Genomic DNA, 21199 nt, shown 5'->3' on the forward strand with positions numbered 1-21199 from the left:
CCGAAACCTAGAGGCACACCGCGTGCGCGTCCCTCAATTCACCCAAGGAACGCCGATCCCGTTGTATCGCACCGCAAAACCTTGCTGACCAGCATGAATGCGCCCATGAGAACACTAGGAGCGCCACATGAGTTCGAATGATGTGTTCACCGCCCTCGACGCCCTCGATATCGCCTACCGTGCGCTGGCCGACCTGCCGCTGCACGAACTCCGCCCCACCGATCTGCGCGCGCTGACGGTGCGGCTCGAGGAGCTGGACAAGGCGGTCGTCGCCCTCCAACGCCGCATCATCCGTCGGCTGGTGAGCGGGCCTCCGCCGGCGGAGCTCGGCGGCGGTTCGTGGGCCCAGGTGCTGTCCCGTCGATTGCGCATCTCCGTCGGCGAGGCGCAACGGCGCATCGTGGAGGCCGGCGGCCCCCGCAGGCGTTGTCCGCGTGATCGGTGGATTTCGATGTCACCGTGGGTACCCCGTCAGCCGAGGCGCAGGGAGAAGGCGGTGGTGCGCATGTTCGGATCGATCGGCCGGCCGACAACTGAGGTGACATCCGTGCTGATGTCCGCGGGGGTGCCGTCGTGACCTTCGACATCACCCCGACCGTCGCCCAGCACGACTTGGCAAGGCGCACACACGAATTCGCAGAGCAGGTCGTTCGACCCGTAGCCGCCGAGTACGACCAGCGCCAGGAATTCCCATGGCCGGTTCTCGAAGAGGCGGCGCAGAGGGGCTTCTAGAGTCCGCTGTTCTACCGAGATCTCATCGGCGACCCGACCGGCCTGTCCCTGCCGATGTTCATGGAGGAACTGTTCTGGGGCTGCGCCGGCATCGGACTGGCCGTGGTGATGCCCGCGCTGGCGCTGTCGGCGATCGGACAGGCCGCCTCACCCGAGCAGATGCTCCAGTGGGCGCCGGAGTGCTTCGGCACCCCGGGTGACATCAAGCTCGCCGCGCTAGCGATCTCCGAACCAGAGGGCGGCAGTGATGTCCGGAATCTGCGGACGACGGCCCGGCGCGACGGTGACGGCCCGGATGCGGACTGGATCATCGACGGCCACAAGATGTGGATCGGCAACGGCGGCATCGCCAATGTGCATGTCGTGAATGCCGTCGTCGACCAGGAGCTGGGCCACAAAGGTCAGGCGCTGTTCATCGTGCCGGGCGGCACCCCGGGCTTGGAGATGGTCCGCAAGCTCGACAAGCTCGGCTGCCGCGCTTCGCACACCGCCGAGCTGAAGTTCAACGGCGTGCGAGTGCCGGCGGAGAACCTCCTCGGCGGACACGAGAAGCTCGAGCACAAGCTGGCCAAAGCACGCGAAGCCGTCGAGGGCGGCAAGCACTCGGGCTCCGCCACGCTGGGGACGTTCGAGCAGACGCGGCCGATGGTCGCCGCCCAGGCGCTCGGAATCACCCGGGCCGCACTGGAATACGTCACCGAATACGCCAAGCGGCGCGAGGCCTTCGGCGGGCCCATCATCGACAACCAGGGCATCGCGTTCCCGCTGGCAGATCTGGCCACGGGGCTGGACGCCGCCCGGTTGTTGACCTGGCGGGCGTCGTGGATGGCGGCCACGGGAGTGCGGTTCGAACGCGGCGAGGGCTCGATGTCGAAGTTGGCCGCCAGTGAATTGGCGGTGCGGACCACCGAGCGGGCCATCCAGACGATGGGCGGCTGGGGCTACATCAAGGACCACCCCGTGGAGAAGTGGTACCGGGACGCGAAGCTCTACACCATCTTCGAAGGCACCAGCGAGATCCAGCGGATCGTCATCTCCAACGCGCTGGGGGCCGCTGAGGGCAGACCACCACTGCACGTCGACCTGGAACCCACCGGCGGTCCGCTGAACCGCATGTTCGGGCGCGGTACACCCGCGCGCACGCAGGCGGCCAACACTGCGCTCGCGATGAAGGACCGGGTGCCGGCGCCGGTGATGAACGCTGCCATGAAGGTGCTGCGCCCGCCCAAGAAGTGACGCCGTGCCGCAAACCCGCGGGCGTGGTTGCCAGCAACACATCGAGGCGGGGGCGCGCGGACAGAACTGGCGCCCGTGGTGTGATCGTCGGCTGCGCCGGGCGCCGGACGTTCGCACGCATGCACCAGGCAGTGGCAGCAGCGACGTCATGAACGCGTCAAGATGTCGGTTGGTGAAAAAACCCGATACCCCTGGTTTCACCTGAGGTGCTTCTGGCAACATTACCGCCCAGTAAGGACTCCATCGGCACGGGTGAACAGGAATGACGATGACGCATTCTCGACCGGACGTCGCGGTGCTCGCACAGGGCAGCGAAGGTGGTGGCGCCGAACTCAGCCAGGTGTTCGGCCTGTCCGCAGTGGCTCTCGCCGTCACCGCGGTCCTGCTGTGGATCGGATATCTGCACCGCCAGCACAGGATCTCCTGGCTGGCCGACCTCGCCGAGTGGTTGGGCCGTAAGTTCCACCGGCCGGGATGGGTGGCACTGCCCGTCGCGATCTTCGTCAGCGCGATCATCTGCGCGCTGTTCGGCTTCATCTGGGACGTCAGCCTGCACATCGGCAAGGGCCGCGATCCCGGTCCGCTGGCCAACCCGGCGCACTACTTCATCATCATCGGGCTGTTCTTCGTGTTCATCGCGGGATGCACGGCGATCGTGCTGCCCTTCGACAAGCCGGGTCCGGCCGCCGTCCGCATCACCGACAACTGGTACGCCCCGGTCGGCGGCATCGTGATGGCCGGCTGCGGCATGTACGCGCTGATCGGCTTCCCGCTCGACGACGTGTGGCACCGCATCTTCGGCCAGGACGTCACGCTGTGGGGTCCGACGCACCTGATGATGATCGGCGGCGCCGGCTTCTCCACGATCGCCGCGGCCTATCTGGAAGTCGAAGGCAAGCGAGCGGTCGGCGCGGACGCCCCGCGCGACGGCATCGGGCTGAAGTTCATCCAGTACCTCGCGTTCGCCGGTGTCCTCATCGGCCTCTCGGTGTACCAGATCGAATTCGACTTCGGGGTGCCGCAATTCCGGCAGGTGTTCCAGCCGATGCTGATCGCGGCGGCGGCCGCGGTGGCTCTTGTCGCCGCCCGCATCTTCCTCGGTCGCGGCGCGGCGATCATCGCCGCCGTCGTGGCCATCGGTCTGCGCGGGATCATCGCGTTCATGGTCGCGCCTCTGCTCGACGCGCCCGTGAACTGGTTCCCGCTGTATCTCGGCCCCGCCCTGGTCGTGGAGTTGGTGGCGCTCACACCGCTGTTCAAACGTCCGGTGCTCTTCGGCATGGTCAGCGGCCTGGGCGTCGCCACCGTCGGGCTGTGGCTGGAGTCGCTGTGGATCGACGCCATCTACCCCTACCCGTGGCCGACCAGCATCTGGCCCGAGGCGCTGGCGATGTCCGTGCCCGTCGCCATCTTGGCGGGCGGCTGCGGAGGCATGATCGGCATGGTCCTCACCGGGCGGAAGCTGCCCGGTCGGGCGATGTCCATCGGCCTGGTCGTGCTGACCGTGCTCGCGATCGGAGGCGCCACCGCCAACGGCCTGCGATATTCGGTGCCGCAGAACGAGACTGCGACCTTCGCGCTGACGGAAACCCAGGGGCCCGGCCCAGGACGCTTCGTGACCGCCGATGTGCGCTTCAACCCTCCGGACGCGATCAGCGACGACCCCAACTGGGTGTCGGTGCTCGCGTGGCAGGGCGGGCTGGCCAACGAACGCGGTCAGTTCATCGATCACCTCGACCAGGTGGGGCCGGGCCATTACGTCTCGACCAAGCCGATGCCCGTGTCGGGGCAGTGGAAGACGCTGCTGCGCGTCCACGACGGCACCACACTGACCGCGGTGCCCATCTTCCTTGCCGGAGATCCGGGTATCGGCGCCGAGGAGGTACCGGCCGAGGCGCAGTTCACCCGGCCGTTCGTCTCGGAGATCACCATCCTCCAGCGCGAGCGCAGCCCCGACATCCCCGCCTCGCTGTGGCTCATCGGCTGCCTCATCGTGCTGGTCTGCACTCTGGCGATGATCGCCGGGATCAGCTGGGGTGGTGGCCGCATCAACAACAACGAGCCGACCGGCAGCGAGAACGAGCTGCAACCCTCCGCGCAGGCATGACCCCGGCGGCGGAGGTGGTGATCCTCGCGGATCACTCGATCTGGTTGGCGCTGCCCGCGTTCGCCCCGGCGTTCGTGGTGGCCGGCGTGGTGTTCTACATCGCCAGGAAGAACCGCAAGAAGTCCGACGAGACAGGGGAACCGTGAGAAGACTTCTCGTGCTGAGTGCCGCTGCGGCTCTGCTGATCGCCGGGTGCGGAGGCAACAAGAGTGACGACGCCGGCACCGCGAGTTCCAGCGCGGGCGGCCCGGCGCCGACGCAGATGACCGACGCGCAGAACCCGCCGCAGCGGGTCGTGGTCGACGTGACGATCAAGGACGGCCAGGTCACGCCGACCAACGAACAATTGCAGGCGAAGGTCAACCAGCCCATCGTGATTCAGGTCGACAGTGACGCCGTCGACGAACTGCACGTGCACTCCACGCCCGAGCATTCGTTCCCGATCGCCGTCGGTCCCGGCCAGACATTCCAGTTCTCCGCCGGCGTACCCGGGCGCATCGACATCGAACTGCACGAGCTGAACAAGACCATCGCCACCATCGCCGTTCAGTGACCTCCCACGTGCTCGCCCACGGGTTGGGCGGCTCGACCGATCTGCCGATCCCGTTCACGTACGCCCTGATCGGTGCGGCCTGGGCACTGACGTTCACGTTCGCCGTCGTCGCGCTGGCGTGGCGGACACCGAAGTTCGACGCAACGCGGCCGGGCCGGGCTCTTCCCGGCGTGGTCACGCGTGTCGTCGACGCGACGGCGACCCGCTGGATCGTGACGGTGCTGACGCTGGTGTTGACGGCGTGGGTGGCGATGGCCGCCGTCTTCGGGCCGCAGACATCCGACAACGCGCTCCCCGGCGTGTTCTACGTGCTGCTGTGGGTGGGGCTCGTCGCGCTGTCCCTGCTGTTGGGCCCGGTGTGGCGGGCCATCTCGCCGGTCCGTGCCGTGCACCGCGTCATTGGCAGACCCTCGCTGGGACGCAGCTACCCCGAGCGGCTGGGGTACTGGCCGGCCGCGGTGGGCTTGTTCGCATTCGTCTGGCTCGAGTTGGCCAGCCCGGATCCCGGGTCCCTGCACGCGATCCGGATCTGGCTCCTCGTCTACCTGGCCATCACGTTCGCGGGCACGCTGTGGTGCGGCACCCGATGGTGCGCCCGCGCGGATCCGTTCGAGGTCTACAGCGTCGTCGCGTCCCGGCTCTCTCCGATGCGCCGCAATCCCGACGGCCGGATCGCGATCGGCAACCCGTTCGATCACCTGCCGACGCTGCCGGTGCGCCCCGGCGTCGTCGCGGTGCTGTCAGTGCTGCTCGGCTCGACCGCGTTCGACAGCTTCTCCGCGACGCCCGCGTTCCGCAATTTCTCCGACCGGGTCACGGACTCGGCGGTGACGGCCAGCCTGCTGCGGACGGCGGGTCTGCTGCTGTTCGCCGTAGTGGTCGCGGGGTCCTTCACCCTGGCGGCCCGCTGCACCGGAGGCGTGGATGCGCAGCGGCGGCGTGAACTGCCGGCCGAGATGGCCCATTCGCTGATCCCGATCGTCATCGGTTACGTGTTCGCCCACTACCTCACCTACCTGGTCGAGCGCGGGCAGGAGGCGATCATCCGGCTGGCGGACCCGCTCGGTCGAGGCTGGAATGTCCTGGGTCTGGCCGACAACGAGGTCAGCTACCTGCTCTCGATGCATCCCGCGGTGGGCGCCACGCTCAAGGTGGGCTTCGTCGTCGCCGGCCACATCGCCGGTGTCATCGCCGCGCACGACCGCTCATTGGCTTTGCTCCCGCGGGCGCATCAGGTGACCGGGCAGCTGGCCATGATGTTGGTGATGGTCGGCTACACATTCCTGGGGTTGTATTTGCTGTTCGGTGGCTGACTTCGCATACCGGGGGCGTCTCCGACGCTATCGTGCTCGATGTGCCCGGCGTGGACTCAGGAGAGCAGGCGCTCGACGGTGACGAACCGCAGCGCGTCGGATGGTTCACATTCCACTTCGACGACGAGCGCTGGGAGTGGTCGAAAGCGGTGCAGATCATGCACGGCTACGAACCCGGCACGGTGACGCCGACCACCGAACTCGTGCTCTCCCACAAACATCCCGACGATCGTCAGACGATCGCCGCGACACTGGAGGAGATGCGCCGAGCCCACCGGCCGTTCTCCACTCGGCATCGCATCGTCGACACCCGCGGTGATATCCGCGACGTCGTCGTGGTCGGCGACCGGATGACCGACGAGCAGGGTCAGGTGGTCGGCACACACGGCTTCTATGTCGACGTCACCTCGACCGGGACGATGACCCAGGAGATGGTCACCGCCGCGTTGGCGGAGATCGCCGAGAACCGCGCGGTGATCGAACAGGTGAAGGGCATGCTGATGCTCATCTACCGGGTGGACGGCGACGCCGCGTTCGAGTTGCTGCGCTGGCGCTCACAGGAGTGCAACGTCAAGTTGCGCGCACTGGCCGAGCAGCTGCTCGCCGACTACCAGCAGCTCGACTACCGGGACACACTGCCGAGCCGGGAGACGTTCGATCACCTGCTCCTGACCGCCCATCAGCGGGTCAGAGGCAACGGCGATACCGTGGGTGGATGAACGCGCTCATCATCGTCGACGTGCAGAACGACTTCTGCGAAGGCGGATCGCTGGCCGTCGAGGGCGGTGCCGCCGTGGCGCGCGCCATCACCGGCCTGCTGGGCGGCGAGCACGGCTACGACCACGTGGTGGCCACCAAGGACTTCCACATCGACCCGGGTGAGCATTTCTCCGATCACCCGGACTACGTCACGTCCTGGCCGCGGCACTGCGTCGTCGGCACCGACGGCGCCGAGTTCCACCCCGATCTGGATGCCACGCCCGTGGAGGCGGTGTTCTACAAGGGCCGGTACTCGGCCGCCTACAGCGGCTTCGAGGGCGTCGACGACGACGGCACCTCGCTGGCCGACTGGCTGCGCCGGCGCGATGTGGACACCGTCGACGTCGTGGGCATCGCCACCGATTACTGCGTCAAGGCGACCGCCGCCGACGCCGCCGCCCACGGGCTGACCACCCGTGTGCTGCTCGATCTCACCGCCGGCGTCGCTTCCGCGTCGACCGACGAAGCCGTCGGCGCCCTACGAGCCGCCGGCGTGACCGTCCACTGACGACGAATCTGTGACCCATCGGACGGTTGCACCGTCCCAGTTCTGGGCATCCGCTACCGCCACAGCCGATCGAACACCAGGAGAGTTCCTTGACTCAGACCGCCGCCTCGCCGGACACCTCCTTTCCGCTCGAGGTGTGGCCCGGCAAGGCCTACCCCCTCGGCGCCACCTACGACGGCTACGGCACCAACTTCGCGCTGTTCAGTGAGGCCGCCGAGAAGGTCGAGCTGTGCCTGTTCGACGCAGCCGGCGACCAGACCGCCTGCATCACGCTGCCCGAGGTCGACGGCTTCGTCTGGCACGGGTTCATCCCGAGCATCGAGCCCGGCCAGCGCTACGGCTACCGGGTGCACGGCCCCTACGACCCCGAGAACGGTCTGCGCTGCAACCCGAACAAGCTGCTGCTCGACCCGTATGCGAAGGCCATCGACGGAAGTTTCGAGTGGGACCAGTCGCTGTTCAGCTACAACTTCGGCGACCCGGACAGCCGCAACGACGACGACTCGGCCGCCAACATGCCCAAGTGCGTCGTGATCAACCCCTTCTTCGACTGGGGCGTCGACCGGCCACCGAACCACGAGTACGCCGACTCGGTGATCTACGAGGCCCACGTCAAGGGCCTCACGATGACGCATCCCGACATTCCGGAGCAGATCCGCGGCACCTACGCCGCCGTGGCGCACCCGGCGATCATCGAGCACCTGAAGTCGCTCAACATCACCGCGATCGAGCTGATGCCGGTGCACCACTTCGCCAACGATTCGACGCTGGTGGACAAGGGCCTGTCGAACTACTGGGGCTACAACACCATCGGCTTCTTCGCGCCGGACTTCAAGTACAGCTCCAACCCGAACCCGGGCGGACAGGTCCAGGAGTTCAAGGCGATGGTGCGGGCGCTGCACGAGGCGAACATCGAGGTCATCCTCGACGTGGTCTACAACCACACCGCCGAGGGCAACCACATGGGTCCGACGTTGTCCATGCGCGGCATCGACAACGCCGCGTACTACCACCTCGTCGACGACGACAAGCGGTTCTACATGGACTACACGGGCACCGGCAACAGCCTCAACGTCAGCCATCCGCACACGCTGCAGCTGCTGATGGACTCGCTGCGGTACTGGGTGACCGAGATGCACGTCGACGGATTCCGCTTCGACCTGGCCTCGACACTGGCCCGCGAGTTCTACGAGGTCGACCGCCTGGCCACGTTCTTCGAACTCGTGCAGCAGGACCCGACGGTCAGCCAGGTCAAGCTGATCGCCGAGCCGTGGGACGTCGGCCCGGGTGGCTATCAGGTGGGTAACTTCCCGCCGCAGTGGACGGAGTGGAACGGCAAGTACCGCGACACCGTCCGCGACTTCTGGCGCGGCGAAGGCGCCAGCATCGACGAGTTCGCCTACCGGTTGACCGGCTCGTCGGACCTCTACGAGCACACCGCGCGCCGGCCTGTCGCGTCGATCAACTTCGTCATCGCCCACGACGGGTTCACGCTGCGCGACCTGGTGTCGTACAACGAGAAACACAACGAGGCCAACGGCGAGGACAACAACGACGGCGAGAGCCACAACCGGTCCTGGAACTGCGGGGTCGAAGGGCCCACCGACGATCCGGAGATCAACGCGCTGCGCGCCCAGCAGGAACGCAACTTCATGGCCACGCTGCTGCTGTCCCAGGGCGTGCCGATGATGTGCCACGGCGATGAGCTCGGACGCACCCAGGGCGGCAACAACAACGGCTACTGCCAGGACAACGAGATCACCTGGATCGACTGGTCCACAGTCGACGAGGGCCTGCTGGACTTCACGCGCGCGGTCGCGGAATTGCGGGCCAATCACCCCGTGTTCCGGCGGCGCCGGTTCTTCTCCGGCAAGCCCGTCGGCCGCCGCGGCGTCGCCGGACTTCCCGACATCGCGTGGTTCAGTCCGGACGGCACCGAGATGAGCGGCGAGGACTGGGAGGCCGGCTTCGCGAAGTCGCTCACGGTGTTCCTCAACGGCCACGGCATCCCGGACATGGATGCGCGCGGCCAGCGGGTGATCGACGACTCGTTCCTGCTGTGCTTCAACGCCCACTACGAGCCGATCGAGTTCACGTTGCCGCCCAAGGAGTTCGGGAAGGCGTGGGTGCAGGAGATCCACACCGCCGAACTCACCCCCGACGGTGAGCCGGCCGAAGCACACCCGGCAGGGGCGACGCTCGAGGTGCCGGCGCGGGCGACCGTCGTGCTGCGGGCGCAGACCGACTGACCCCCACCATGAAAGACGTTGCGCGGCATCGCGCTTAGCGGCCGGGTTCAGCGTCTTTACCGCATCGATGTGTTAGCTTGAGAGAGCTGTTGCAGCCGTGGCCGCCTGTTGGCGGGCGTCATGACGCCCTGCCACCGGTCGGGCGGGCCGGAGTAGGAGCCGTAGAGCGGCGGTGACCTACCGGGTGGCCACGGTTGCCAGCTTGTTCGGCCGTCAGCTCGCCACGATGCGCTCGATCGACCGCATCGGGATCGGCAGCCATGTCGGCCGGAACCGGGCCTCGTACGCCGCCTCGTAGACGGCCTTGTCCAGCTCATACGCAGCCAGGATGTGCCTCGCCGCAGCCGGATCCGACCCGCCGCCGGCGGCGTACCCGTCGCAGAAGGCGGCACTGTTGCGCTCCACCCACTGCCGCGCCCGCTCCGCGAGCTCGCGGCCACCGCCGTCACCGTCACCGCGCTCGACCACCAGCTGGTAGGCGGCGTATTCGAACGACCGCAACACCCCTGCCACGTCACGCATCGGCGAGTCCGGTCGACGCCGCTCCTCGAGCGGCGCTCCGGGTTCGCCCTCGAAGTCGATGAGCACCCAGCCGTCCTCGGTCCGCAGCACCTGGCCCAGATGCAGATCTCCGTGCACGCGCTGCACGAGCATCGTCTCGCCGGCCAGGGCGCGATAGCGCGCTTCGATCCGAGGCGCATGCTCGGCCAGCGCGGGCGCGGCGTCGACCGCGGTGCGCAACCGGTGCAGCACCGTGTCGACGGGGAACGGGACGGTCGAGGTTCCCAGGGCGTCGGCCAGCGCGGCGTGCACCGAGGCCACCGCTTCCCCGAGTGGGCGGGACTCGGCGGTGAAGTCGGAGAAGTCCTCGCGGGTGCTGGCCGTCGCCATGTCCCAGCCCTCGCAGCTGCCGGCCGCGAACGCGGTCACCATGCCCAACGCGGACGGCTCCGCCGGATCGGTCTCGGAGGTGGTCTCGAACGATCCGAACAGCGTCGCGACATGGCTGTTGTGTGCGCGCGCCAATACCTGGTTCAACTCGATGTCGGGATTGATGCCTGCTGTCACCCGGCGGAACACCTTGAGGATGGCGTCGCTGCCGAAGATCACGCTGGTGTTGCTCTGTTCGGCTCCCGACACCCGGGGCGCCGCGTCGAGCGGCAACGTGGCGCCGGGCTCCTTGGCGAACGTCAGCGGACCCGCCGTCGCCGACTCGTCGATCAGGGTGAGCAGACGGCTGGCCGCGGCGGGGTCGAACATGGCGTCGTAGGCGAACCGACCCTCGTCGGACCCGATGGCCGCGAGGTCACCGAACTCGGGCACCGGGGTGTCGCTCCAGCGGATCAGCACCTGGTAGCGCTCGGTGGTGTTGTCGGCGTATCCGACGTCGAGCAGGACGTGGTCGAGATCGGCACCGAGGGAGGTCACGGCGGCGGGTTCGGCACGGGTCAATTGGCGGGTGCGACCGGCGTACCAGCGCTGTCGCACGATCCAGTCAGCGAACGGCAATCTCATCACGGTGTCTCTAGTACCCGTTCCGGCGCCGTGGACCTCACGCTCAGGCGAGGAAACGCTCTGCACCGGCAGTGCGCACGAAGCGCAGGCTGTTGGCCTGCCGGTAGCCGACCACGCCGCCGCCGAAGGTCAGCAGGATGAGGCCGGCGAGCCCGGGAAGCGCCACGGCGGCGAGCTGCGCGACGGTCGGACTCACCATGGAGCGTGGCATCGATTCGGGTCGCGGCCCCGCACCGGTGGCCATCGGTCGTGCGGTGGCGCCGGGCGTCGGGGCGATCGAACCGCGGATCGTCGGGGTGCTCGCCCCGGCGACACCGGGGGCGGTCACGCCCGGTTCGGCAGCGACGGCGCCGGGTGTGCGGGCGCCGGCCCGGGCTCCGGTTCCGGCGGCCGTGATGGCGCGGGGAACGGTCACGACCAGCGGCGCGTGCAGCACCGCCGGGTCACGACCGGCGCCGCCGCCACCCCCTCCGCCGGCGGTGCCCGTGGCGGCGTCCACCACCGGAGCCTCCTCCTGGGTGCGGAACGACGGCCCCGGCGGCGGGGCGGGCGGCACGATCGACAATGCCGACAGGAACTGCGTCAGGGTGGGTACGGGGATCTCGACGGTGGTGTAGAAGTTGCGCGGCAGAGGGAGCTGGCCCGACGGGATCTCACCGGGGGCGGGTAGCCGCAGCATCGGGAGCGTCAGCGAGCGGCCGGAGTCGGCCTTGCCGGACTCGCGCGAGGACGGCGGGGAATCGGGTTCGGAGGGTTCGCGTGAGCCCCCGCTGCGCGTGGGTTCGTCGACGTCGGTGTCGACGGAGACCGACGAGTCCGTATCGGGAGGGTCGATCGACGCCGTCGAGCCACCGGTGGAGGTGTCGGTCGACGTGTCCTTCGGCGCCTCGGAACCGGAATCCTTCTCGCCGGAGTCCGACGTGGTCTGCGAGGAACCGTCGCCGTCCGACGGCTGAGCCAGGACGGGTGCGGCGCCGATCCCGCTGAGGAAGACGACCGTGACGAGCGCACCGGCGGCCGCGAAGACACGCGATGCGGGCCGCCCCATGATGTCCCCTCATTCAGCCGGACGCAGTACCGAACCCGGGATCGAATCCAAGCCGTTGACTATCTGGGCAATTCTCGCACATCAGCACAAGCCCACGGCCGGTTCGGAGTTTGCTGAGCGCCGCCGGAAATCGACGCGTGCGTCAGTGGTTCATGGTGCCAGCTATGGTGCCGTGGTGACGTCCGGAAGCCGACCCCGCGATCACGGCGACCCAGGCGATGCGCCGACCATTCCGCCGCCGCTGCGCGAACCCGTCAATCCGGCCCGCCCGTCGGCGGCCGAAGAGGCCCGCACGATCGCGGCGTCGACGAATTCCGCCACGCTGGCGACGCTGACCGCCGACGGCGACCCGTGGGCGTCGTTCGTGACCTACGGCCTGCTCGGCGGCGCCCCGGTGCTCTGCGTGTCGAATCTGGCCGAGCACGGCCGCAACCTGGCGGCAGACCCGCGCGCGAGCCTCGCCGTCGTCGCCCCCGCCACCGAGTCCGATCCGTTGGCGAACGCGCGCATCACGATCGCCGGACATGTGGAACGGCCGAGCGGCGACGAGCAGGCCGCCGCCCGCGACGCGCACCTGGCGGCGGTCGCTGCGGCCAAGTACTACATCGACTACACGGACTTCACGCTGTGGGTGTTGCGGGTGAACCGCGTGCGGTGGGTCGGCGGCTACGGCCGCATGGAATCCACGACCGGCGCCGATTACGCCGCCGCCGAGCCGGACCCCGTCAGTCCGCACGCCGCGGGCGCGATCACCCACCTCAACGACGATCACGCCGACGCACTGGCGGCGATGGCACGCGAACTGGGCGGCTACCCGGACACCACCACCGCGTCGTGCACCGGCGTGGACCGATACGGACTCGACCTGCGTGTCATGACCGAACGCGGAATGGCCTACACACGAATCGGTTTCGCCGCTCCCCTGGGTTCGATCGACGAATTGCGTTCCGCCGCGGTCGAGTTGACGCGTCGGGCCCGCGGGCAGTGATCCAGGGCGGGCACTACGATCGCGCTATGTCCGAGCAGATGCAGCGTCCCGAGACCTGGCAGGCCGCGTTCGAGCTGATCCGCACCCGCGGGCACGAACGTCGTGAGGAGCCGTTCCGGCTGGCCAGCGGCCAGCTCAGCCACGACTACATCGACGGCAAGTTCGCCGTCGACACCGGGGAGCGGCTGTCGGTGGTGAGCCGCGCGGTGGCCGATCTGGCCGCAGCTCACGGCATCGAGTTCGATGCGGTCGGCGGCCTGACGATGGGGGCCGACCCGCTCGCGCACGGCGTGGCGATGGTGACCGGCAAGGCGTGGTTCTCGGTGCGCAAGGAGCAGAAGAGCCGCGGTCGCGAGCAGTGGATCGAGGGCACGCGGTTGCAATCCGGGGACCGGGTGCTGCTCGTCGACGACGTGATCAGCACCGGCGGTTCCACCGAGCTGGCGCTGGAACGCATCGCGCCCATCGGCGTCGTGGTGACGGGCGTGATCCCGATGGTCGATCGCGGGGACATCGCCGCGGCCCGTTTCGCCAAGCGCGGCATCCCGTTTCACGCGCTGGTGAGCTACCGCGACCTGGGTATCGACCCGGTCAAGGACGTGTAACCCCTCCCCGCCCAAACCGACGTTCGGGCGGGAAAGTGCGAGGAGATCCCGCCATTTCGTCGAACTCGGCGCCCGTCAGGCCCGCGTGACCAGCACGCCGTCGCTGTCCACGCGCAGCGCCACCCGCTGCCCCGGCTGCAGATCCCGGGCAGCCGTACTGGCCATCTGAGCCATCAGCGCCGCGCCGTCGGCGGCCGCCAGGTGAACCCGCGAGATCGCCCCGAGGAACGACACCGAGGTCACCGTCGCGCTACCTGACGGGTCGGCGGTCACGCTCACCGACTCCGGCCGCACCATCGCCACACCTTCACCGTCGACGGAACCCGGTGCCGCGGGCAGCGACAGACCCAGCAGCGACGCACGACCACCCGAGACCGAAGCGGGCACCTTGTTGTTGAGCCCGACGAAGTCCGCGACGAACGGCGTCGCGGGGTGCGCGTAGAGCTCGGCGGGTTCGGCAAGCTGCTCGAGCCGGCCCTTGTTCATCACCCCGACCCGGTCGGCGACGGCCAGCGCCTCCTCCTGGTCGTGAGTGACGAACAGCGTGGTGGTGCCGACGTCGAGTTGGACCCGCCGGATCTCGTCGCGCAGCTGGGTGCGCACCTTGGCGTCCAGCGCCGAGAGCGGTTCGTCGAGCAGCAGCACCCGGGGCTGGATCGCCAGCGCGCGGGCCAGCGCCACACGCTGCTGCTGTCCGCCGGAGAGCTCTTTGGCGTAGCGGCTGCCCAGCGCTCCCAGGCCCACCAGCTCGAGCATGTCGGCGGCCCGGGAAAGCCTCTCGCCCTTGGCTTTTCCCCGCATCTTCAGGCCGAAGGCGACGTTGTCGAGCACGGTCAGGTGTGGGAACAGGCTGTAGGCCTGGAACACCATGCCCATGTCCCGCTTGTTGGCGGGCACCCTGCTGACGTCGACGCCGCCGACGGTCACCGTGCCCGACGTCGCCTCGTCGAGGCCGGCGAGGATGCGCAGCGCCGTGGTCTTGCCGCAGCCCGACGGGCCGAGCAGCGCCACCATCTCGCCCGGCTCGATGTGCAGGGTCAGCCCGTCCAGCGCCCGGGTTTCACCGTAGAGACGGGTCAGCTCGGTGAGCTCGACGGCAACTCCGGTCACGTGGTCACTCCTGTCTGATGGCGGCGGCCGCGGGTGACCAGGGAGAGGATCAGCAGCAGCGCGAAGCCGAACAGCAACGTGGCGAGCGACGCGGCCACCGAGGTCGGCCCGTTGCTCTTGCCGATGGTCACGATCTGCACCTGCAGCGTCTCGTATCCCGACAGCGAGGCGATGGTGTACTCGCCGAGCACCACGGCGATCGAGATGAACGCGGCCGACAGGATGCCCGACCAGATGTTGGGCACCACGACCCGCAGGATCGTCGTCGCCCAGCCCGCACCCAGCGATCGCGCCGCCTCGGAGAGCGTCTGTAGATCGATGCTCGACAGCGCGGCATCCAGCGCCCGGTAGGCGAACGGCAGCACGATGACGACGTAGACGAACGTCAGCGTCAACGCGGACTCCCCGAGGAAGTACGTGACCCACAGGTAGACGTTGCGCAACCCGACGACGATCACCAGCGCGGGAATCGTCAGCGGCAGCAGGCAGAGGAACTCGATCATGCCCTTGGCCCACGGCGCGCGCAGCCGGACCCAGATCATGGTGGGCACCAACAGAATCAGCATCGCGAGCACGGTCAGCACCGCCAGCGACAACGAGACGATGATCGCCTGGTAGAGCGCCTCGTCGGCGATCAGGTTGGCCCAGGCCTGCCCGGTGCGCCCGCCGGAGATCAGGTCGCGGGTGGAGAAGTCGGCCATCGCGTAGAGCGGGAAGCAGAAGAAGAGTCCGAACAGCACCCACAGCAGCCCGCGCACCATCCGCGTCATGACAGCCACCGCGCGCTGCGCCGCACCAGCCGGTTGTAGGCGATCATCACCACGGCCACCACGACGATCATCTCCAACGCCAGCGCGTAGGCGAAGCCGGCCTGCCCCAGGACCACCTCGCTGACCAGCGACGCCCGGATCAGCAGCGGCAGGATCGGGCTGCCCTGACTGACGAGTGCGGCCGCCGTCGCATAGGCGGCGAAGGCGTTGGCGAACAACAGCAGCATCGAGCCGAGGAACGCGGGTGTCAGCAGCGGCACCGCGACCTCGCGCCAGTAATCCCACGTCGAGGCGCCGAGGCTCACCGCCGCTTCACGCCACTGCTCCCGCAGACCTTCCAGCGCGGGCACGAAGACGATCACCATCAGCGGGATCTGAAAGTAGGTGTAGACGAGGGTCAATCCGCTCAGGCCGTACAGCCACCCCGAGCCTGCGAGGTTCCAGCCGGTGACCTGCTGCACCCACAGCGTCAGCACACCGTTCAGCCCGACCGTCGCCAGGAACGCGAAAGCCAGTGCGACGCCCCCGAACTGGGCCAGCACGCTGCAGAGCGACAGCACTGCCCGGCGCACCATCGACGTCGGCGGGCTGCTGACGATCAGCCACGCCATCAGCGCACCGAGCACCGCACCGAGCACGGCCGTGGCCGCGGACAGCAGCACGCTGTCGCGCAGCGCCGACAGCGCCGTGCCGGTGAACAACGCCGCGATGCGATCCAGCGAGAACACCCCGTCGAGGTAGACCGCACCGACCACGACGGTGACCGTCGGGATGATCAGGAACACCACGACGACGGCCAGGAACGGCACCAGCGGCAGGCCGTCTCGGACGCGGCGCATGTCAGCCAACCGCGGCAGCCCAGTTCTCCGACAGGTACTTCGAGGCCGCTTCCGTCTGCTGCGGGGTCGGCACCGTGACCGGCCCGTCGACCACCGGCAAGGCCTTGGCGACCTCGGCGTCCAGCGTCTTGTCGGCGATCATGGTGTCGGCGCGAACGGGGCGGACGCCGCCCGCAGCGTAGAGGTTCTGCCCCTCGTCGCTGTAGAGGAACTCCTGCCACAGCCGCGCCGCCGCCGGATGCGGTGCCTCCTTGTTGATCGCCTGGTAGTAGTACCCGGCGACCGCGGCGTTCGGCGGCACCAGCACCGTCCAGGACGGAAGCTTCTTGGTCTCAGCGGAATTCGTGTAGTTCCAGTCGATCACGACAGGGGTCTGCCCCGACTCGATGGTTGCGGGAGTCGGATCGACCGGCAGGAAGTTGCCCGCCTGCTTGAGCTTGCGGAAGAACTCGACTCCGGGGGCGATGTCGTCGGCCGAACCGCCCTGCGACAACGCCACCATCAGCACACCGGAAAACGCCGCGCCCGCCTGGGTGGGGTCGCCGTTGAGCGCGACCTTGCCCTGGTACTCCGGCTTGAGCAGATCGTTGACGTTCGTCACCGGCGGCACCTTGGCCGAGTCGAAGCCGATCGACATGTAGCCGCCGTAGTCATTGACCCAGGTCCCGTTCGGATCCTTGAACGCGGCCGGGATGTCGTCGAAGGTCGCCACCTTGTACGGCGCGAACATCGCGGTGTTGGACAGGGCCACGGACTGGCCGAGGTCGAACACGTCGGGCGCACTGCTGCGGCCCTTCTGCTGGTTGGCCGCGTTGATCTCGTCCTGGCTCGACGCATCGGGCTGGGCGGAGTTGACCTTGATGCCGTACTTGTCGGAGAACGCCTTGATGATCGCGCCGTAGTTGGCCCAATCCGGCGGCAGCGCAATCACATTGAGCTCGCCCTCGTCCTTGGCGGCCTTGACGAGGCCGTCCATTCCCCCGAAGTCCTGCGCCGAGGTGGCCTCGGCGGCCTTGACACCGGACTGCGTCTGCGAGCCGGAGTCGTTCTTCTCCGGCGGGGCGCACGCGGCGGCACCGGCGACCAGCAGTGCGGAGGCGGCGCAGACGAGGAACCGGGACAGTCGTCCAGTGGTGTTGGCAGAGGGCATGGTTGAGACCTTCCGGTGAGCAGGAGGCGGCGCAGTGGCGCGGCGGTTACCTGGCCGTGTCATCGCGGTGAACCATATCCCGGCGGCGCTGCTCGCGCCTAGGGTTGAGCGGGTGAGCATCTCCCGGCATGTCACCGAGTTCGGTGGCGCACCGGTGGCGGTGCTCGCCACCGTGCGGCCCGACGGCGCCCCGCACGTCGTCCCGGTGGTGTTCGCGATGGCGCCAGGTCGAGACGACACGGTGTTCACCGCGGTCGACGCGAAACCCAAGTCGACGCAGCGGCTGCGCCGACTGGACAACATCGCGCACCGGCCCGAGGTGAGCCTGCTGGTCGAGCATTACGACGACGACTGGTCGCAGCTGTGGTGGGTGCGCGCGGACGGCACGGCGACGATCCACCGGGCCGGCCACACGGTGACGGCGGGGTACGCTGCCCTGCGCGCGAAGTATCCGCAGTACGAACGGGTCGCGCTCGACGGCCCCGTGATCAGCATCCGGATTCACCGCTGGGCGTCCTGGGGTGGGGGTTAGCCGGTAGAGGCCGCGGTGGTTGTCCGCCATGCGGTTGGGGGTCAGCCGGGCAGACGCGGTGCGCGTTTCGGCGGAAGAGTTGAGGGCAACATCCACGCACGCCGAGGAGCCCCGATGACCGATCGCCGCCAGCTCACCGAACGATTCGAACGCGACGCGGTGCCACTGCTGCGCCAGATGCGCGGGCATGCGGTGCGGCTGACCCGCGACCCTGTCAGTGCCGAGGATCTCCTGCAGGAGACGGCTGCCAAGGCGTTCGCGGCGTTCGACGGGTTCTGTGAGGGCACCAACCTGGCGGGGTGGCTGTACCGCATCATGGTCAACGCGCACATCAGCGAGCACCGCAAGGCGCAGCGGCGGCCGGCCCTGGAGTTCACCGACGAGTTCTCCGAACGCCAACTGCTGGGCCACCATCGACGCGCGGGCGTCTCGGGCTCCACCGAAGAACAGGTGCTGGCGCTCATCGGCGACCCGGCGATCGCGGCGGCGATGCATTCCCTGCCCGAGAAGTACCGCACCGCGGTCTACTACGCCGACGTCGAGGGCTTGGCATTCCGCGAGATCGCCACCCGGCTCGACATCCCGATCGGCACCGTGATGTCGCGCCTGCACCGCGGCCGGATCCGGCTGCGGCTGGCGCTGCGCGACGTCGCAGCCTCTGTCGGCTACTCGGTGCCCGAGGCGGCCTGACCGACAGACCCTGCGGACTCGGCGTCGGCGGGCGCGATCAGTTGTTCCTCGTAGGCACCTTCGTCGCGGCCCAGCGCGATCGTGCCGGCCGCCATCGCCAGCGTCGAGATCGCCAGCGCCACCGCGTCGAGGCGGCCGACGTCCAGGTGCTCGCCGAGCACGACCGCCCCGAGGACGACCGCGATCACCGGCTCCAGCGTCAGCATCGTCGGCACCGACGTCTGCAGGGATCCGGCGTGGAACGCCGACTGCTGCAGCAGTACCGCGATCACGCCGAGCACCACCAACAGGTAGGGCACCGGTGTGACCAGGACGGCGAGGACTCCCTCGTGGATCAGGACGTGCATGACCAACTTCGTCAACACGGCGACGACGCCGAACAGCACACCCACCGCGACGGCGAGCAGCACCGCGCGCCGCCAGTCGGCGCTGCGCAGCGCGACCACGACGCAGGCCATCACCAACACCGTGCACACGACGGCGACGATCGCCGACGTCCCGAGTGACGCCTCGTAGTCACCGGGGCTGGGTTTGGCGAGCACCACGAACACGGCCAGCGCCGCGGTGAGCAGCAGCGCCCACGCCCACTCCGCCCGGGTCACCCGGCGATGCGCCAGACGGGCCGACAGCGGCAGCGCGAACAGCAGTGCCGACACCAGGATCGGCTGCACGAGGAGCAGCGACCCGTTGGCCAGCGCGAGCGCCTGGAACACATAGCCGGCGACCGCCGCCGCGGTTCCCGCCCACCACAGCGGTCTGCGGATCAGCGTCAGCACCATCACCGAGCTGACGCCGTGCTCGGCCGGCACGTCGAGGGTGGCCCGCTGCCGCACCACGATGCCGATGGCCAGAAACACCGCCGCCAACAACGACAGCAGGACGGTCACACCATGGCCGATCACCCGACTAGGACAGCACATCGGAGGGCCTGCTGCCCACCCGGCTCGGCGCGTGCCGGAGATCGATCTTGTTTCAGCTCCGCGGAACTGGGCACTCCCTGCGCCATGAATCTGCGGAGATTGGTCATGCTCGTCGGCGCGGTGGTCTTGCTCGTCGGAGTCATCGCGCTGCTGGTGCCGGTGTCGGTGCCCGGGCCACAGGGTGACATCGGGTGTGGCAACGCGATCGCCTCGGATCTGTCGCAAGCGCGAGACGTCGACGGGCAGAACCCGGCCAACCTGCCCGTCTTGAACGAGCTCATCCCCCACAAGGATTTCGTCGCCGAGTGCGAATCGGCGCTGTCGTCGCGGCGCTCCTGGTCCATCCCGGTGGCCGTCGTCGGCCTGGTCGTGCTCGCCGGCTCGTTCTTCGTCGGCGGCCGGACCGGTCGCATGCGAACGTAGCCGGCTGCTAGCTGGCGCGCTCGCCCTTGACCACCCGCAGCCGGGGCCGCTCCTGCGGCGCCGGCTGCGCCTGCGGTTCCGGTGCGATCTTGTCGGTGACGGTGGCCGCCACGGAGTCGATCCGGTTGACCGCACGATCGCACAACCCGCGCACCCGATCCCCGGCGGTGTCCACGGCCGAATCGACGTCGTCGGCCGCGCTCAGTAGGTAGGCCCGCATGTTCAGCCGCCACCGCTCCCCGGCGCGCCGCATTCTGCGCTGGAGCCGGTCGTCCACCTCGACTGTGACATTCGGCAGCACTCGAAGCTTCATCTCCCGCGCCTCCCCTGTGTGGATGCCTGTGCCCAGGGTAGCGGGAATCAGCGGGCTGATCTCGCGGCCCTGACGGCCGCCGCGGCCTCCCGGCTCGCGTGCTTGCCGGTCGCGTAGGCGTCTTCTGCGGCGTGCAGCGCCGTTTCGGCTGCGTCAAGCGCCTCTTCGGCGGCGGCGAGGCGGCGCCGCGCGTCCTCGGCCCGCAACCGGGCCGCGGCCAGATCGGACTGCAGCTCCGGCAGAGCGGAGTCGGCGTCCGCCTGCCGGGCCAGCGCCGCTGTGAGCGCCGGCGACGTCACCGGCCGGGCCGGGGCGGCCCGCGGCACGGGTCGGCCCGGGCCACGCGTGGCCGTCACCGCCGTCGCGACGCCGAAGTCACCGAAGCCCGACCACTGCTCGGCCTTGGTCAGCCGACCCAATCGAGAGAGCACGTCCGGGTCGGCGACCGCGGCTTGCAGGGTGGACACGACGTCGTCGCGCATCCCTGGCGACGGCTCGGTGATCCCGGCGGCGGCGAAACCCGCCCGGCTCAGTTCCTCGACGAGGCGGCGCTGCTCGGAGGTCAGGGCGCGGATCGCCTCACCGTCCATCGCCGCGTGCGCATCCCGCAACCGCGCGCGCAGGTCGGCCAGTTGTGTTCGCGCCGTGCCCGTGAGCGCCAGCAGGTTCACCACCCACGCCGCGGCGGTGGGTTTACGGCTCCCGCCGATCTGTTTCGCGGCGGAGCCGTCACCGGCACGCTTGGCGGCCGCCGCCAGCTCTTTCCGGCGCGCGGCGAAGTCCTCGGGGCGCGCCGCATAGAGCGCATCGAGTGCGTCCGCCACCGCGTCAGTCACACT

At 68.9% G+C, this 21199-nt stretch carries 22 protein-coding genes and 1 pseudogene; 14 read left to right on the top strand and 9 right to left on the bottom strand.

Going from position 1 to position 21199, the window contains the following annotated elements:
* Nucleotides 1–127: 127 nt before the first annotated feature.
* The 9 genes and pseudogenes from ACXYX3_RS25025 to glgX all read left to right on the top strand — a co-directional run bounded on the left by ACXYX3_RS25025 (nucleotide 128) and on the right by glgX (nucleotide 9457).
* The gene (locus ACXYX3_RS25025; protein WP_458609432.1) at nucleotides 128–577 is read left to right on the top strand and encodes a DUF222 domain-containing protein; all 450 of its coding nucleotides are present in this window, start codon (nucleotides 128–130) and stop codon (nucleotides 575–577) included.
* Nucleotides 574–1968: pseudogene (locus ACXYX3_RS25030) on the top strand (acyl-CoA dehydrogenase family protein). The gene ACXYX3_RS25025 and the pseudogene ACXYX3_RS25030 overlap by 4 nt, the downstream one beginning before the upstream one ends.
* Before the next feature lie 268 nt (nucleotides 1969–2236).
* Nucleotides 2237–4075, top strand: coding sequence for a hypothetical protein (locus ACXYX3_RS25035; RefSeq protein ID WP_241206755.1), 1839 nt, complete (start codon nucleotides 2237–2239; stop codon nucleotides 4073–4075).
* Nucleotides 4072–4221 (top strand): hypothetical protein, encoded by a 150-nt coding sequence (locus tag ACXYX3_RS25040; protein ID WP_241206754.1) that lies wholly within the window; start codon nucleotides 4072–4074, stop codon nucleotides 4219–4221. The genes ACXYX3_RS25035 and ACXYX3_RS25040 overlap by 4 nt, the downstream gene beginning before the upstream one ends.
* Nucleotides 4218–4628: a hypothetical protein gene (locus ACXYX3_RS25045; protein ID WP_458609433.1), complete on the top strand. Its 411-nt coding sequence runs from the start codon at nucleotides 4218–4220 to the stop codon at nucleotides 4626–4628. The genes ACXYX3_RS25040 and ACXYX3_RS25045 overlap by 4 nt, the downstream gene beginning before the upstream one ends.
* On the top strand, nucleotides 4625–5941 hold the full coding sequence (locus ACXYX3_RS25050) for a hypothetical protein (protein WP_458609434.1): 1317 nt from the start codon (nucleotides 4625–4627) through the stop codon (nucleotides 5939–5941). The genes ACXYX3_RS25045 and ACXYX3_RS25050 overlap by 4 nt, the downstream gene beginning before the upstream one ends.
* Before the next feature lie 41 nt (nucleotides 5942–5982).
* A complete protein-coding gene (locus ACXYX3_RS25055; RefSeq protein WP_458609435.1) occupies nucleotides 5983–6660 on the top strand; it encodes a PAS and ANTAR domain-containing protein in 678 nt (225 codons plus the stop codon).
* On the top strand, nucleotides 6657–7208 hold the full coding sequence (locus ACXYX3_RS25060) for an isochorismatase family protein (RefSeq protein ID WP_458609436.1): 552 nt from the start codon (nucleotides 6657–6659) through the stop codon (nucleotides 7206–7208). The genes ACXYX3_RS25055 and ACXYX3_RS25060 overlap by 4 nt, the downstream gene beginning before the upstream one ends.
* 89 nt (nucleotides 7209–7297) lie before the next feature.
* Nucleotides 7298–9457 carry a glycogen debranching protein GlgX gene (gene glgX / locus ACXYX3_RS25065; RefSeq protein ID WP_458609437.1) on the top strand — a complete coding sequence of 720 codons (2160 nt, stop codon included), beginning with the start codon at nucleotides 7298–7300 and terminating at the stop codon, nucleotides 9455–9457.
* A 213-nt stretch (nucleotides 9458–9670) separates the two neighbouring features.
* Here glgX and ACXYX3_RS25070 read toward each other — a convergent pair whose 3' ends face one another.
* Both ACXYX3_RS25070 and ACXYX3_RS25075 read right to left on the bottom strand, forming a co-directional pair.
* Nucleotides 9671–10972: a maltokinase N-terminal cap-like domain-containing protein gene (locus ACXYX3_RS25070; RefSeq protein WP_458609438.1), complete on the bottom strand. Its 1302-nt coding sequence runs from the start codon at nucleotides 10970–10972 to the stop codon at nucleotides 9671–9673.
* A 43-nt stretch (nucleotides 10973–11015) separates the two neighbouring features.
* The gene (locus ACXYX3_RS25075) at nucleotides 11016–12020 is read right to left on the bottom strand and encodes an MSCRAMM family adhesin SdrC (RefSeq protein WP_241206747.1); all 1005 of its coding nucleotides are present in this window, start codon (nucleotides 12018–12020) and stop codon (nucleotides 11016–11018) included.
* 175 nt (nucleotides 12021–12195) lie between these two features.
* Between ACXYX3_RS25075 and ACXYX3_RS25080 the strand changes: the two genes are divergently transcribed.
* Nucleotides 12196–13008 carry a HugZ family pyridoxamine 5'-phosphate oxidase gene (locus ACXYX3_RS25080; protein WP_458609439.1) on the top strand — a complete coding sequence of 271 codons (813 nt, stop codon included), beginning with the start codon at nucleotides 12196–12198 and terminating at the stop codon, nucleotides 13006–13008.
* A 26-nt stretch (nucleotides 13009–13034) separates the two neighbouring features.
* Complete coding sequence (pyrE, locus tag ACXYX3_RS25085) at nucleotides 13035–13613, top strand: orotate phosphoribosyltransferase (RefSeq protein ID WP_241206819.1); 579 nt, start codon at nucleotides 13035–13037, stop codon at nucleotides 13611–13613.
* A gap of 75 nt (nucleotides 13614–13688) precedes the next feature.
* On the opposite strand, the gene ACXYX3_RS25090 is transcribed toward pyrE, so the two are convergent.
* From ACXYX3_RS25090 to ACXYX3_RS25105, 4 genes are read right to left on the bottom strand one after another with little or no spacing between them, the layout of a single operon-like run.
* On the bottom strand, nucleotides 13689–14723 hold the full coding sequence (locus ACXYX3_RS25090; RefSeq protein ID WP_458609440.1) for an ABC transporter ATP-binding protein: 1035 nt from the start codon (nucleotides 14721–14723) through the stop codon (nucleotides 13689–13691).
* The gene (locus ACXYX3_RS25095) at nucleotides 14720–15493 is read right to left on the bottom strand and encodes an ABC transporter permease (RefSeq protein WP_241206744.1); all 774 of its coding nucleotides are present in this window, start codon (nucleotides 15491–15493) and stop codon (nucleotides 14720–14722) included. The genes ACXYX3_RS25090 and ACXYX3_RS25095 overlap by 4 nt, the downstream gene beginning before the upstream one ends.
* Complete coding sequence (locus ACXYX3_RS25100; protein ID WP_458609441.1) at nucleotides 15490–16332, bottom strand: ABC transporter permease; 843 nt, start codon at nucleotides 16330–16332, stop codon at nucleotides 15490–15492. The genes ACXYX3_RS25095 and ACXYX3_RS25100 overlap by 4 nt, the downstream gene beginning before the upstream one ends.
* Before the next feature lies 1 nt (nucleotide 16333).
* Complete coding sequence (locus ACXYX3_RS25105) at nucleotides 16334–17482, bottom strand: ABC transporter substrate-binding protein (protein WP_458609442.1); 1149 nt, start codon at nucleotides 17480–17482, stop codon at nucleotides 16334–16336.
* 112 nt (nucleotides 17483–17594) lie between these two features.
* Here ACXYX3_RS25105 and ACXYX3_RS25110 point away from each other — a divergent pair, with 112 nt between their 5' ends.
* Together ACXYX3_RS25110 and ACXYX3_RS25115 are read left to right on the top strand one after the other, a co-directional pair.
* Entirely contained in the window at nucleotides 17595–18014 is a 420-nt protein-coding gene (locus tag ACXYX3_RS25110; RefSeq protein ID WP_458609443.1) for a TIGR03668 family PPOX class F420-dependent oxidoreductase, read from the top strand.
* Nucleotides 18015–18128: 114 nt separating this feature from the next.
* Complete coding sequence (locus ACXYX3_RS25115; protein WP_458609444.1) at nucleotides 18129–18704, top strand: sigma-70 family RNA polymerase sigma factor; 576 nt, start codon at nucleotides 18129–18131, stop codon at nucleotides 18702–18704.
* Here ACXYX3_RS25115 and ACXYX3_RS25120 read toward each other — a convergent pair.
* Nucleotides 18680–19606: a DMT family transporter gene (locus ACXYX3_RS25120; protein WP_458609445.1), complete on the bottom strand. Its 927-nt coding sequence runs from the start codon at nucleotides 19604–19606 to the stop codon at nucleotides 18680–18682. The two genes, ACXYX3_RS25115 and ACXYX3_RS25120, sit on opposite strands and share 25 nt — an antisense overlap.
* Nucleotides 19607–19708: 102 nt before the next feature.
* On the opposite strand from ACXYX3_RS25120, the gene ACXYX3_RS25125 reads away from it, so the two are divergent.
* Entirely contained in the window at nucleotides 19709–20047 is a 339-nt protein-coding gene (locus ACXYX3_RS25125) for an aminopeptidase (RefSeq protein WP_458609446.1), read from the top strand.
* A 7-nt stretch (nucleotides 20048–20054) separates the two neighbouring features.
* On the opposite strand, the gene ACXYX3_RS25130 is transcribed toward ACXYX3_RS25125, so the two are convergent.
* Both ACXYX3_RS25130 and ACXYX3_RS25135 read right to left on the bottom strand, forming a co-directional pair.
* Nucleotides 20055–20360 carry a hypothetical protein gene (locus tag ACXYX3_RS25130; protein ID WP_458609447.1) on the bottom strand — a complete coding sequence of 102 codons (306 nt, stop codon included), beginning with the start codon at nucleotides 20358–20360 and terminating at the stop codon, nucleotides 20055–20057.
* Between the two features lie 47 nt (nucleotides 20361–20407).
* A complete protein-coding gene (locus ACXYX3_RS25135) occupies nucleotides 20408–21196 on the bottom strand; it encodes a hypothetical protein (RefSeq protein WP_458609448.1) in 789 nt (262 codons plus the stop codon).
* Nucleotides 21197–21199 lie beyond the last annotated feature (3 nt).

This window comes from Mycobacterium sp. Panama NTM2 (assembly GCF_054355555.1).